Here is a 13,188-nt window from a genome sequence, read left to right on the forward strand (position 1 = left end):
CGTGCGGGAGTTCTTGTGCCCATGCAAAAACACGTAATGCCCCGTGCCCAGCAAATTGCCCAACGCGCATTCGCCAACTTCGAACGCTTTCTGCATATCGAGGCCGTGAGCGGCGTAGTACTGTTGATCGCCGCCGTTGCAGCACTGATCTGGGCGAATTCGCCCGCTGCCGAAAGCTATGACGCCCTCTGGCACACGCCGATAAGCTTCGGTGTCGGCTCGCTGGTCTATTCCCAGTCACTGCATTTCTGGATCAACGACGGCCTGATGACCATCTTCTTCCTGGTCGTCGGTATGGAGATCCGTCGCGAAATTCATGAAGGCGCGCTGTCCAGCCTGCGCCAGGCCACGCTGCCGATGGCGGCGGCTGTCGGCGGTGTGGTGGTACCCGCGCTCATCTACCTGGCGTTCAATCATTCGCCTCCCGCGCAAGAGGGTTGGGCAGTGCCGACTGCCACAGACATCGCCTTTGCAGTGGGTGTGCTGGCGCTGCTGGGCAAGTCGATCCCTTCCAATGTGCGGGTGTTCCTGCTCGCCCTGGCGATCATCGACGACATCATCGCGGTGCTGATCATTGCCTTCTTCTACTCCGGTGGCCTGGATTACAGCGGTTTCGGCGTCGCCGCCATCGGCCTGCTGCTGGTGCTCGGCCTGCAGAAGATAGGTGTCGGTTCGGCCTATGCCTACATCATCCCCGGGTTCATCACCTGGCTGGGCATGTTGATGACCGGTGCCCACCCCACCTTGGCGGGCGTGGTGCTTGGCCTGATGACACCGGTTCGGGCCATGCCTTTGGGCGAGCGCCCACTGGAGGCCGTCACCCGCTTCACCGACGACCTGCTCGGCCGCGCCAAGGCACCGCAGATCGATGACAGCGAACTCATGAGCCCGCTGAAAAACCTGCGTGTGGCGCAGCGCGAGCTGGTCGCCCCAGTGCTGCGCGTGCAAGGCCATCTGCACCCTTGGGTGGCTTTCGCGATCATGCCGCTGTTCGCCCTGGCCAACGCCGGTGTCGGGTTGTCTGGTGTCGACCTGTCTGCCGATGGTCCTCACTGGGTGATGACAGGCGTCGCTGTGGCGCTGGTCCTGGGCAAGCCGTTGGGTATCGTGACGATCAGCTGGCTGATGGTACGTTTGGGCTGGTGCGCGTTGCCGGCGGGCGTTACCTGGCACGGCATCACGCTGATCGGGCTGTTGGCAGGCATCGGCTTTACCATGTCGATCTTCATTGCCAACCTGGCGTTCTCTGACCCTGGCGTTCTGGGTGCGGCCAAGCTTGGCGTACTGTCGGGCTCGGTCATTGCTGCTGTGATCGGCCTGGCATGGGGTGTGTGGAGCCTGCGCAAGGCAGCCAAGACGGCACCGGCCCAGGTAGGCTGACAGGCAAGCCGGGCAACGTACGGGTGGATGCACAATTTTTTTCTACAGGTGCATCCAATCTGCAACCTGGCGGGTATTACAGGTAGCGCGACTTCGCGCTGTCGATTACTCGCCAGGAGATTTGCACCATGAACAGCCCAGTTACCATGCTGATGCTCACAGGCGGTCTTGTCCTGATCGTGGCCAGCCAAGCCGCTCACGCTCAATCCGCGTTGCCCGACGCGGTCAAGGTTCCGGATGGCCACGCCGTCATGCTGGAAACCGTCGGTGTGGGCCAGGTCACCTACGAATGCCGCGACAAAGCCAATGCCCCCGGCCAGACCGAGTGGACATTCGTCGGCCCCAAAGCGGTACTCAAGGACAGGTCTGGCAAGGCGGTGGGCGACTATTTCGGGCCGCCCGCCACCTGGCAGGCCAAAGACGGCTCGAAGGTCACCGGCACCCAATTGGCCGTGGCGCCAGCGGCCAAGGGCGACCTGCCTTACCAGCTGGTTCAGGCCAGCCCGGCCGAAGGTAAAGGGGCCATGACCGGTGTGAGCTATATCCAGCGCGTTGCCACCCGCGGCGGTGTTGCGCCGGCAACTGCCTGCTCGATGCAAAACAAAGGTGAGCGCAAAATCGTTGATTACCAGGCTGACTATATCTTCTGGGCGGCAAAATGATGGCAGTGCGCATAGGCAGGTGAGCCACTGGCGTCTACGCTGATCGACAGCCCCCCGGCCCGATGGCTGGGGGAACCGTCCAGGGACTATAGGGCTGACCTTGCAGTGAACTCACCTTTGCCCCCTTTCGACTTTCAGCGTTGCCTTGAAGCCTGCGCACGGGGAGACCGCCGAGCGCTGCATGCACTCTACGAGGAGGAGGGCGCACGCCTGCTAGGTGTGGTGCGCCGTATCGCCCGCGACCACGCTACAGCAGAAGACATCCTGCACGATGCCTTCATTCGGATATGGTCCGGGGCTGCCAGCTTCGACCCTGCGCGCGGGTCTGCGCGGGGCTGGATCTATAGCGTGGCCCGGCACCTGGCGCTCAATTACATACGCGACACACGGCGCGAAGTCGTGCTGGATGAAGGGGCGTTTGACAGTGCACAAGTACCGTTGCCCTTCGCGAGTGATATCGATCTTATGGCGGACTCGGCCAAGGTTCACCGTTGCCTTGAGCAACTGGAACCCTCACGCAAGCTGTGCATCCTGCACGCGTATGTCGACGGTTGCAGCCATGCCGAAATCGCCGGGTTGCTGAACACACCGTTGGGTACCGTCAAAGCCTGGATCAAACGCAGCCTGAAGGCGTTGCGGGAGTGCATGGGATGAAGAAGCCACTGGGCGAAACCGCCGAGGCACTTGATGAGTTGGCCGGGGAGTATGTGTTGGGTACCTTGTCGGCCGAACAACATGAGGCCGTGCGCCAGCGCCTGACGGGGGATCAGCAGTTGCGTGGTGCCGTGGATGCCTGGGAGCAGCGGCTATTGGCGTTGAACGCACTCGCTGAGCCTTTGCCACCCAGCCCACGTTTGTGGGGGCGTATCAGCCGCAGCGTCGATGCACAGTCACAGTCACAGCCACAGCGCAAGGCGGCGTCAGCACAGCCAAGGCGCTGGTGGCATCGCCTGGTGCTATGGCAAGGCCTGGCGGGTGCAGGCCTGGTTGCCAGCCTGCTGTTGGCCTTCACGCTGCTGACCGCCAAGGCACCGGAGCCTTCCTACCTTGTGGTGCTGGTTGCGCCGGCAGACAGTGCCCCGGGGTGGGTGGTACAGGCAAGCGATGCCCGCAGCATTCAACTGATTCCCTTGGGGCAGTTCGCGGTACCGAGCGACAAGGTGCTGCAGTTCTGGACCAAGGGCGAACAGTGGCAGGCGCCACTGTCGCTGGGCCTGGTCAAACCTGGCGAGCAATATCGCGTGCCCGCGCATGACCTGCCTCCCCTGGAGCCCAACCAACTGTTCGAACTGACCCTGGAAAGAGCGGGCGGCTCGCCGACCGGACGCCCAACCGGGCCTGTGCAGTTCATCGGTCGAGCGGTGAAGGTGCTTTGACAGCGCCTTGCACAGGGGCAGTAAAAGCGGCGCCTGCGCGCCGCTCTACAGGCTTGCAGGCCGCTATCAATCGCCGGTAACCAACTGACGGGCCAACTGGTTGTGGCGCTCCAGCACCAGCGGCAGGTCGACGGTGGTGATGCGGCCGTCCTTGACCACTACACGGCCGTTTATCACGCTGGTATCGACCTGAGTCGGAGTGCAGAACACCAAGGCCGCAAGCGGGTCATGGTGTGCGCCTGCGTAGGCGACATGGCCGAGGTCGAAGGCGACGAAGTCGGCGACCATGCCCGGCGCCAAGGCGCCGATGTCATTACGGTTGAGCACCTTGGCACCGCCGAGGGTGGCGATTTCCAGCGCTTCGCGTGCGGTCATCGCATCAGGGCCGAAGCCGACACGCTGCAGCAGCAGCGCCTGGCGCACTTCACCGATCATGCTGGCGCCATCGTTGGAGGCCGAGCCGTCGACGCCCAGGCCTACGGGCACCCCGTGGTCGCGCATCTTGCGGATCGGTGCAATACCCGAGGCCAGGCGCATGTTTGAGCATGGGCAGTGAGCCACGCCGGTGCCGGTACGGGCGAACAGCTCGATGCCGTGCTGGTCGAGTTGCACGCAGTGCGCGTGCCACACATCGTGGCCGACCCAGCCCAGGTCCTCGGCGTATTCGGCAGGGGTCATGCCGAACTTTTCGCGGCTGTAAGCGATATCGTTGACGTTTTCAGCCAAATGGGTGTGTAGCGAAACCCCGTAGTTGCGTGCCAGCACCGCCGCTTCACGCATCAGGTCGCGGCTGACCGAGAACGGCGAGCAGGGCGCCACGACCACACGCAGCATCGAGCCATGGCTGGCGTCGTGGTAGTCCTCGATCAGGCGCTGCGACTCCTTGAGGATGTCGCTTTCCTTTTCCACCACCGAGTCTGGCGGCAGCCCGCCTTGGCTGCGGCCCACGCTCATGCTGCCGCGTGCAGCATGGAAACGCATGCCGATTTCCCCGGCGGCGTGGATGCTGTCGTCGAGCTTGCAGCCATTGGGGTAGATGTACAGGTGGTCGCTGGAGGTGGTGCAGCCGGAGAGAATCAGTTCGGCCATCGCGGTCTGGGTCGATACCGCGATCATCTCGGGCGTCAACCGTGCCCAGATCGGGTAAAGGTTGGTCAGCCAGTTGAACAGTTCACCGTCCTGGGCCGCCGGGACCACGCGGGTGAGGCTTTGATACATGTGATGGTGGGTGTTGACCAGCCCCGGGATGACCACCTTGCCGGTCATGTCCAGAATCTCGTCGGCGTGCTGGGGCAGCTCGTCGCTGGGGCCGACCTGCTTGATCAGGTTGTCTTCTATGAACAGGCCGCCGCGTCTGATCTCGCGGCGCTCGCCGTCCATCGTCACCAGCAGTTCGGCGTTCGTTATCAGCAAAGTCTTGGGCATAGGTATTCCTTCCCGCCAAGGGCGGGGTGCAATTCGTCAGTGCGGACACCTGGTTTTTTCTCGAGGGCAACCAGGCTCGGTGTGGAAAACACGGCGTTGGCAGCAGGGCCAGTCAGCGCAGCCGCGCACGCGCCGACACCGCTGAGTCACGAAGACTAGGCGCGAGACGGCGGATGGGTGCATAGGGCGACGGGTGAACGGCGAATGCGTCGATTCGCAGAGGGCGCTCGAAGGGATTGAGCAGATAGGGGTAATGCATGGCTTTAGCCTGTCGCAATACGCAGCGGCGATTACCACTGTCGTAGGCGCGGGTTGATGTAACCAGAAATGTTCATTTTTGTATACGAAAAATTCTGCATTGAATGTCGAGGTGGTGCCGCGGCGCTTTGCGCAGTACATGGCCTGGTTTATGTTGGGTGCCCAAGGCATGCACTTCGACAGGACGCCACCAATGCCATCGTCAACCCGATTGATCAGCACCCTGTGCCCTGGCCAGCCAATGGGCTTGGGCCGACCAGCCGCTGCCCGCGCCCCCGGAGCTTGGGTCAGGTTACCGCTCCGGCCTGCAACCGGTTCACGCCACCCGGCACATGGTGGCGGCTGCCAACCCGCTGGCCAGCGAAGCCGGGCGGGCGATGCTGCGCGCCGGTGGCAGTGCCATCGATGCGGCAATTGCCATGCAGATGGTACTCACCCTGGTGGAGCCGCAGTCCAGCGGCATTGGCGGTGGGGCGTTCATCCTGTACTGGGACGGCAAACGGGTACAGGCATTCGACGGCCGCGAGACCGCGCCGGCCGCAGTGACGCCAACGCTGTTCCTGCAACCGGACGGCACTCCGATGCCGTTCCGCGCAGCGCAGATCGGCGGGCGCTCGGTAGGCGTACCTGGGGTGCTGCGCGCCTTGAAAATGGCGCACGAGCAACATGGCAAGCTACCGTGGCATCAACTGTTCGCGCCGGCCATTGCCTTGGCGCGCAGTGGCTTCCCTGTGTCCGAGCGCCTGCATGCGTTGCTGGCGGGTGACCCTTTCATCGCCGGTTCACCCACCATGGCCCGCTATTTCCTGGATGAGCACGGCCAGCCGCTGGCGGTGGGTGCGCTGCTGCGCAACCCCGAACTTGCCCACACCTTCGAACGCATCGCACAACAGGGCGTCGATGCGTTCTATACCGGTGAAATTGCCGAAGCGATCGTCACCCAGGTACAGGCGCATGCCAATGCCGGGCTCCTGTCACTGGAGGATCTGCGCCAGTACCAGGCCAAGGAGCGCACGCCGTTATGCGGCCCTTACAAGGCCTGGCAGATCTGCGGCATGCCGCCGCCATCGTCAGGTGCAGTGACCGTGCTGCAGACCTTGGGCATCCTCGAGGCGCTGCAGCACGCCATGCCACAACGCGACCTTGCGAAGCTGCCGCCCAGCGTCAGTGCTTCGCCGGCAGGCCTTGAGCCTGCGCCGCTGGCCGTTCACCTGATCGCCGAGGCCGAACGGCTGGCCTACGCCGACCGTGCCCAGTACCTGGCCGACAGCGACTATGTGCCGATACCGCTCAAGGCATTGACCGCCCCGGGGTACCTGGCCGGGCGGGCCGAGTTGATCGGCGACTTCAGCATGAAACATGCGCGGCCGGGCAAGCCGCAGGGCGCGGACCTGGCCTTGGCCCCGGACCGTTCGCCGTTGCGCATCTCCACCTCGCACCTTTCGGCGGTGGATGACAGCGGTCAGGCGCTGGCCATGACCACTTCGGTGGAGGCGGCGTTCGGTTCGCACCTGATGGTCAAGGGCTTCCTGCTGAACAATCAGTTGACCGACTTTTCCTTCATCCCACAGGAGAAGGGCAAGCCCGTTGCCAACCGGGTTGAACCGGGCAAGCGGCCGTTGTCGGCGATGGCCCCGACCCTGGTGTTTTCGCAGGCGTCCGGGGAACTGGTGGCCAGCCTCGGATCACCCGGTGGCTCGCAGATCATCGGCTACGTGAACAAGGCGCTGGTGGGTTTGCTGGACTGGCGGCTCGACCCGCAACAGGCCAGCAACCTGCCCAACTTCGGCAGCCGTAACGCCGGTACCGAAGTGGAAGCCGGGCTGATCAGCCCGGCGCTGGTCCGGCAATTGGCGGCCTGGGGCCATGAGGTGACGCCCATGACCATGACCAGCGGCATGCAGATCATCCAGCGTACCGGCGCAGGCTGGGCGGGGGGCGCCGACCCGCGGCGCGAAGGTGTGGCGCTTGGCGATTAGCCGTGGTAGAAGACAACCTTGTCATTCAAAAGTTGAATACCAGGATGTCTATCAGCGTTAAATCGAATAGGGCTCTGTTCGACCTCGACCTGCTGCGTGCCATTGTCGTGGTGGCCGATTGTGGCAGCTTCACCACCGCTGCCGCACGCCTGCATTCGACGCAATCGACCATCAGCCAGAAAGTCCGGCGTCTCGAGGACATGGTCGGCCACCGCCTGCTGGTGCGCGGTAACCGTGACGTGTTGCCGACCGACGCCGGCCAGACCTTGCTCGGCTACGCCCGGCACATGCTGGCATTGAACGACCAGATGCTCGAAGCCTTGGCCGGTGCCATGGTCGGCGTCACCGTCCGTTTGGGCGTTCCCGAAGATTTCGTTGGCGGGCGCACCACCAACGCGCTGTCGGCATTCAGCCGGCTGCACCCGCAGGTCAAGCTGGAGGTCACCAGCGGCCTGTGCCGCGACCTCAGCCAGGCCTATGACAACGGCGAACTTGACCTGGTATTGCTCAAGCAGCGACGCAACAGCCGCGAAGGCGTGGCGTGCTGGCCCGAGCGCCTGCAGTGGATCGACAGTGCACGCATGCCGTCCTTCGAGCTCGACCCGATCCCGCTGGTGACCTTTCCGCCACGCGGGTTGTACCGCGATGACATGATCACCGCCATCGAAGGCATGGGCCGGCGCTGGCGCATCAGTTTCACCAGCTCCAGCCTCAGTGGCATCCAGGCCGCGGTGGCCGACGGCATGGGCATCAGCCTGTTGCCACCACGGGCGGCGACCCCTGAGCATCGGGTGCTTGGCAAGCAACACGGGTTGCCGGAGGTGGACAGCTACGAAATCGTCATCGTCCACCGGCCGACGGCGGATGTGATGGTCACGGCACTGGCCCAGGTGATGTCGCAGGTGCTGGAGGGGGGAGGGATCTGAAGCCTGTACGGCCCCGTCGCCAGCGTGCCGGCGATGGGGCCCGGAAGGTCAGTGCATTACGGCATGCCCAGCCACTGCGGCAGTGCCAGCGAAATGAACGGCACGTAAGTCACCAGCACCAGGAACAGCAGCAGGATCGACAGCCACGGCAGTGCGGCGCGAATCGTCTGCCCCAGCGTCAGGCCCGTCACCGCTGAAGTCACGAACAGGTTCAGCCCCACCGGCGGATGCACCAGGCCGATCTCCATGTTCACCACCATGACGATGCCCAGGTGAATCGGGTCGATCCCAAGCTTCATGGCGATCGGGAAGAAGATCGGCGCCAGGATCAGGATGATCGCCGACGGCTCCATGAAGCTGCCCGCCACCAGCAGTACCACGTTGACCATGATCAGGAAACCGATCGGCGTCAGGCCTTCGGACATCACCCACTGGGTGATCTGCTGAGGGATCTGCTCGGTGGTCAGCACATGGGCAAACAACATGGCGTTGGCGATGATGAACAGCAGCATGATGGTCAGCCGGCCCGACTCCAGCAACACCTTCGGGCAGTCGCGCAGGCGCATGTCCTTGTACACGAACAGCGCGATGAACGCCGAGTACACCGCTGCCACGGCGGCCGCCTCGGTGGGGGTGAACATGCCGCTGTAGATGCCGCCCAGGATGATCACCAGCAGCAACAGCCCCCAGAACGCGCGCCTGGCGGTGCTCAACCATTCGGCAAAACTGGCACGAGGTTGTGCGGGCAGTTTCTTGATCCGGGCGACGATGTAGATCGTCACCATCAGCGCCAGGCCCAGCAGGATGCCTGGCACCACACCGGCCATGAACAGCTTGCCTACCGAGGTTTCGGTCGCCGCCGAGTACACCACCATGACGATCGATGGCGGAATCAGGATGCCCAGGGTGCCGGCGTTACAGATGATCCCCGCGCCGAACTCGCGGGGGTAACCGGAGCGCACCATGCCGGCAACGGCAATCGAGCCCACCGCCGCGACCGTGGCCGGCGACGAGCCCGACAACGCGGCGAACAGCATGCATGCCAGCACTGCGGCAATGGCCAGGCCGCCACGGATGTGCCCGACACAGGCGTTGGCGAAGTCGATCAGCCGCTGGGCCACGCCACCGGTGGTCATGAACGCGCCCGACAGCAGGAAGAACGGGATGGCCAGGAAGGTGTAGCTGTCGGAGGTCTCGAACAGCTTGATCGCCAGCGAGCTCAGTGAGTCCTGGCTGAACATCAGGATTGAAAGTGCGCCCGACAAGCCCAGCGAAATTGCGATCGGCACGCCCAGGAACATGAACACGAACAACAACAGGAACAGGCAGATAACCGTCATCAGTGATGCTCCTCACCCGGGTTGGCCAGCTTGCTCGCCTCTGCAGCCTCGTCGGCCAGGCCCAGGCCATACTGGCGATGGGTGAACAGGCGATAGAGGATCTCCAGGTAGCGGACAATGACCAAGGCGAAACCGAAGGGCACGATCAGCGCAATATGGCCAACCTTGATGCCATAGCGGTCCAGGTCTTCGGCGCCGATGCCGGCCACCAGCACTGCGCTTACCCATTTGATGCTGGCCACCAGGAACAGCCCGGCATACGCCAGGCAACAGGCACAGGCGATCATCGCCAGCACCCGTTGCACTGGTTTGCGGGTGCGCCGCACCAGTACGTCGACCCCCAGGTGGCCGGCGGTGCGCACGCCATAGGCAATACCGAAAAAGATCAGCCAGCCGAACAGCGCCTTGGTCAGGGCGATGCTCCAGGTCATTTCCTGGGCGTAACCCATCAGGTGGTCGCCGATGCCCAGCAGCAGGTCACTGGCAAAAGCCCAGTGGTCACTGAGCGTGTAGAACACGGTATAGAGGTTGTTCAGTGCTACGTAGACGAAGGTCACCAAGGTCATGGCCGCCAGGAGAAGGGCGATCATGCCCTCCTCGAAGTGCTCCCAGACACGCCTGAGCGATTGCATAGGAATTCTCCAGACAGAGAGAGGGCTGGCCACCTGTGCAACAGGTGGCCGGGGCAGGGCGGGCGGCTGTCAGGAAGCCTTGTTGGCGGCCTCGGCTGCCTTGATCAAGTCAGCGCCGATCTGATCGGAAAACTTGTCCCACACCGGGCGCATGGCCTCACGCCATTGCTGGCGCTGCTCGGCAGTCAGGGCATCGATCTCGCTGGTCTTGGCATCGATGATTTTCTGCCTGGAGGTCTGGTTGAGGGCTTCGGCCTGTTTGTTCACCTCGACGGTGACCTGGTCCATGAGCGTTTGCAGCTCGCCACGTACGTCCTCAGGCAGGCCGTTCCAGAACTTGGCGTTGGTGATCACCATGTAGTCGATCAGGCCGTGGTTGGTCTCGGTGAAGAACGGCTGCACCTCGTTGACCTTCTGGCTTTCGTAGTTCGACCAGGTGTTTTCGGTGCCATTGACCGTGCCGGTCTGCAGGCCCTGATAAACCTCGGCAAAGCTCATCTTGCGCGGGTTGGCACGGATCGCCTTGAACTGCTCTTCGAGCACGCTGGAGGCTTGCACGCGGAATTTCAGGCCGCGGGCATCTTTGGGCAGGATCACTTTCTTGTTGGCCGACAGCTGCTTGAGGCCGTTGTGCCAGTAGGCCAGGCCGTGGATGCCTTTGTCGTCCATCGAGGTCAGCAGTGCCTTGCCCTGCGGGCCTTGCTGGAAGCGGTCGACGGCCGCCAGGTCGTCGAACAGGAACGGCAGGTCGAAGATCTGCACCTGTTTGTTGTAGTGCTCGAACTTGGCCAGTGAAGGCGCCAGCATCTGTACATCACCCAACAGTAGCGCTTCCATCTCCTTGCCGTCGCCGAACAGCGACGAGTTGGGGTAGACCTCGACCTTGACCTTGTCCTTGAGCTGCGGGTCCGCCGCCACCAGCTTCTGGAACATCAGTGCACCTTGGCCTTTGGGCGTGCTGTCGGCCACCACGTGGGCGAACTTGATGATGATCGGATCGGCAGCCTGTGCAAGGCCGGCCATGGACACTGCGGCGGCGCAGAACAGCGCTTGGGTCAGCTTGAACATCGATGTCACCTCAGATTTATTTTTGTAGGAGGATGGATGTAACGATGGACCAATGGCTTGCGTGTGGTGAATTAGCATTTGTGTAAGGCGGCATTCGGTATAGCCGAACGCCAACCCAGTTCAACCGGACGCCTGTGCCAACAACCGCTGCGCCCGCAACACGACCGGCGCATCCACCATCTGCCCGTCCAGCTGAAACGCACCGGCCCCGTTCGCTGCGGCGCTCGCCGCCAGCACCCGCCGGGCCCAGGCCAGCGCTTGGGCGTCGGGTGCGAGTGCCGCGTGAATCACCGGCACTTGCCTGGGGTGAATGCACAACGCCCCGCCATACCCCAGGTCGTAGGCATGCCGCATTGCCTGGTGCAACCCTTCGGCGTCGCCAATGGCAGGAAACACGCCATCGAGCGGCGGCAGCAGGTCGGCACCCCGCGAGTGTAGCTGCACGGCCATGCGCGCCTGGTCGAGAAACTGCCTGGCAGCGGCGCTGTCGGTGTTCAAGTGTAGATCCAGCGCCAAGTCGAGGCTGCCGAACGACAACCGCTCGACCCCCTCGGCATGGGCGATCTGCTCCAGCGCGAGCAGGCCCTTGGCGCTTTCGATAATGGGCCATACCGGTTTGCCGGTGTGCCGGGCAACGGCCACCTGTGCGGCGTTTTCCACCTTGGGCAGCAGCACGCCGGCGATGCCAGGCTGCTGCGCGCAGAAGGCCAGGTCTGCCGCATGCTCGGCGTGCTGCGGCGCATTCACCCGGACCCACACCGACGCCAATGGCGTGGCCTGCAGGAACGCCTCCAGGTGGTCCCGGGCCTGGCGCTTGAGGGGTTCCTCCACGGCATCCTCGAAATCGACGATGACGGCATCGGCCCCTGCCGCCAGCGCCTTGGCGAAACGCTCAGGCCGGCTGCCGGGTACGAACAGTGCAGAGCGCACGCTGTTCATACCACACCACCTGCGGCCAGGCTGGCTTGCTCTGCCGGGCTGAAGCCCAGCTCGCCGAGGATGCCCTGGGTGTGTTGCCCCAGCGCCGGCACGGCGTCCATGCGCGGGGCAAAGGCCGCGTTGCGCCCTGGTGGCAGCAGCGAGGGCAGCTTGCCGGCCGGGCTGTCCACTTCACGCCAGCAGCCGCGGGCCTGCAACTGCGGGTGTTGCCACACCCCGTGCATGTCGTTGACCCGGGCGTTGGCGATTTGCGCATCTTCAAGGCGTGCCACTACCTCGTCCAGCGACAGGCTGGCGAAGCCCTCGATGATGATCTGCCGCAGCACCTCGCGGTTATCCGAGCGCTTGAAGTTGGCATTGAAGCGGTCATCACTGGCCAGCGCCGGGTCAAGCAGCACCTTTTCGCAGAACAAGGCCCATTCCCGTTCGTTCTGCAGGCCAAGCATGATGGTGCCGCCACCGCCGGTTGGGAACGGCCCATACGGGTAGATGGTGGAGTGCGAAGCGCCGGCACGCGGGGGAGGCGGCGCGCCGTCGTAGGCGTAGTACATCGGGTAGCCCATCCACTCCACCAGGCTTTCGAGCATCGACACGTCGATGCGGCTGCCGATGCCGGTCTTGTCACGCAGCAGCAACGCCGAGAGCACGCCGGTATAGGCGTACATGCCGGCGGCGATATCGGCGATCGAGCAGCCGGCCTTGGCCATGTCGTTTTCGCCAGGGCCACCGGTTACCGAGAGAAAGCCGCCTTCGCTCTGGATCAGCAGGTCGTAGGCCTTTTTCTTTTCATAAGGGCCGCCTTCGCCATACCCGGAGATATCGCACACGATAAGCCCTGGGAAGCGGGCGTGCAGGGCGTCGAACGACAAGCCCATACGCGCTGCCGCGCCCGGTGCGAGGTTTTGCACCAGCACATCCGCCTTGGCCAGCAGGGCCTCGAGAATACCGTCGGCGGCGTCCTGCTTGAGGTCCAGGGTGAGGCTTTCCTTGGAGCGGTTGGTCCATACGAAGTGCGAGGCCAGGCCATCGACACGCTGATCGTAGCCGCGGGCGAAGTCGCCGCTGCCAGGGCGCTCGACCTTGATCACGCGGGCGCCGAGGTCGGCCAGTTGGCGGGTGCAGAAGGGGGCCGCGATAGCGTGCTCCAGGCTGATCACGGTGATGCCGTCCAGCGGGCGGGGCGTTGTTTGGGTCATAGGGTCA

General features: G+C 63.7%; 12 protein-coding genes. 6 read left to right on the forward strand and 6 right to left on the reverse strand.

From position 1 onward, the window contains the following. The first annotated feature begins 21 nt into the window (after nucleotides 1-21). From nhaA to ACEWE8_RS17750, 4 genes are all read left to right on the forward strand, one after another. Nucleotides 22-1,380 (forward strand): Na+/H+ antiporter NhaA, encoded by a 1,359-nt coding sequence (nhaA, locus tag ACEWE8_RS17735; RefSeq protein ID WP_046785800.1) that lies wholly within the window; start codon nucleotides 22-24, stop codon nucleotides 1,378-1,380. 146 nt (nucleotides 1,381-1,526) lie between these two features. Next, nucleotides 1,527-2,042, forward strand: coding sequence for a DUF3455 domain-containing protein (locus ACEWE8_RS17740; RefSeq protein WP_371926683.1), 516 nt, complete (start codon nucleotides 1,527-1,529; stop codon nucleotides 2,040-2,042). A gap of 105 nt (nucleotides 2,043-2,147) precedes the next feature. Then, nucleotides 2,148-2,696 carry a sigma-70 family RNA polymerase sigma factor gene (locus ACEWE8_RS17745; RefSeq protein ID WP_046785802.1) on the forward strand — a complete coding sequence of 183 codons (549 nt, stop codon included), beginning with the start codon at nucleotides 2,148-2,150 and terminating at the stop codon, nucleotides 2,694-2,696. Then, the gene (locus ACEWE8_RS17750) at nucleotides 2,693-3,418 is read left to right on the forward strand and encodes an anti-sigma factor domain-containing protein (protein WP_046785803.1); all 726 of its coding nucleotides are present in this window, start codon (nucleotides 2,693-2,695) and stop codon (nucleotides 3,416-3,418) included. Before ACEWE8_RS17745 ends, ACEWE8_RS17750 begins: the two co-directional genes overlap by 4 nt. A gap of 66 nt (nucleotides 3,419-3,484) precedes the next feature. Here ACEWE8_RS17750 and ACEWE8_RS17755 read toward each other — a convergent pair whose 3' ends face one another. Then, entirely contained in the window at nucleotides 3,485-4,843 is a 1,359-nt protein-coding gene (locus ACEWE8_RS17755; RefSeq protein ID WP_046785804.1) for an 8-oxoguanine deaminase, read from the reverse strand. 488 nt (nucleotides 4,844-5,331) lie between these two features. On the opposite strand from ACEWE8_RS17755, the gene ggt reads away from it, so the two are divergent. Together ggt and ACEWE8_RS17765 are read left to right on the forward strand one after the other, a co-directional pair. Next, nucleotides 5,332-7,080, forward strand: coding sequence for a gamma-glutamyltransferase (ggt, locus tag ACEWE8_RS17760; RefSeq protein ID WP_046785805.1), 1,749 nt, complete (start codon nucleotides 5,332-5,334; stop codon nucleotides 7,078-7,080). Between the two features lie 44 nt (nucleotides 7,081-7,124). Beyond that, a complete protein-coding gene (locus ACEWE8_RS17765; protein WP_046786376.1) occupies nucleotides 7,125-8,006 on the forward strand; it encodes a LysR substrate-binding domain-containing protein in 882 nt (293 codons plus the stop codon). Between the two features lie 56 nt (nucleotides 8,007-8,062). Here the strand turns inward: ACEWE8_RS17765 and dctM are convergent, their stop codons facing one another. From dctM to ACEWE8_RS17790, 5 genes are all read right to left on the reverse strand, one after another. After that, entirely contained in the window at nucleotides 8,063-9,346 is a 1,284-nt protein-coding gene (dctM, locus tag ACEWE8_RS17770; RefSeq protein ID WP_046785806.1) for a C4-dicarboxylate TRAP transporter large permease protein DctM, read from the reverse strand. Next, on the reverse strand, nucleotides 9,346-9,978 hold the full coding sequence (locus tag ACEWE8_RS17775) for a TRAP transporter small permease (RefSeq protein WP_046785807.1): 633 nt from the start codon (nucleotides 9,976-9,978) through the stop codon (nucleotides 9,346-9,348). Before ACEWE8_RS17775 ends, dctM begins: the two co-directional genes overlap by 1 nt. A gap of 69 nt (nucleotides 9,979-10,047) precedes the next feature. Then, nucleotides 10,048-11,046 (reverse strand): TRAP transporter substrate-binding protein, encoded by a 999-nt coding sequence (locus ACEWE8_RS17780; protein WP_046785808.1) that lies wholly within the window; start codon nucleotides 11,044-11,046, stop codon nucleotides 10,048-10,050. Between the two features lie 120 nt (nucleotides 11,047-11,166). Continuing rightward, complete coding sequence (locus ACEWE8_RS17785; protein ID WP_046785809.1) at nucleotides 11,167-11,985, reverse strand: CoA ester lyase; 819 nt, start codon at nucleotides 11,983-11,985, stop codon at nucleotides 11,167-11,169. After that, nucleotides 11,982-13,181, reverse strand: coding sequence for a CaiB/BaiF CoA-transferase family protein (locus tag ACEWE8_RS17790; RefSeq protein WP_046785810.1), 1,200 nt, complete (start codon nucleotides 13,179-13,181; stop codon nucleotides 11,982-11,984). Before ACEWE8_RS17790 ends, ACEWE8_RS17785 begins: the two co-directional genes overlap by 4 nt. Nucleotides 13,182-13,188: the final 7 nt, after the last annotated feature.

Origin of the sequence: Pseudomonas sp. TR47, from assembly GCF_044143025.1 — a bacterium.
Taxonomy (GTDB): Bacteria; Pseudomonadota; Gammaproteobacteria; order Pseudomonadales; family Pseudomonadaceae; genus Aquipseudomonas; species Aquipseudomonas putida_E.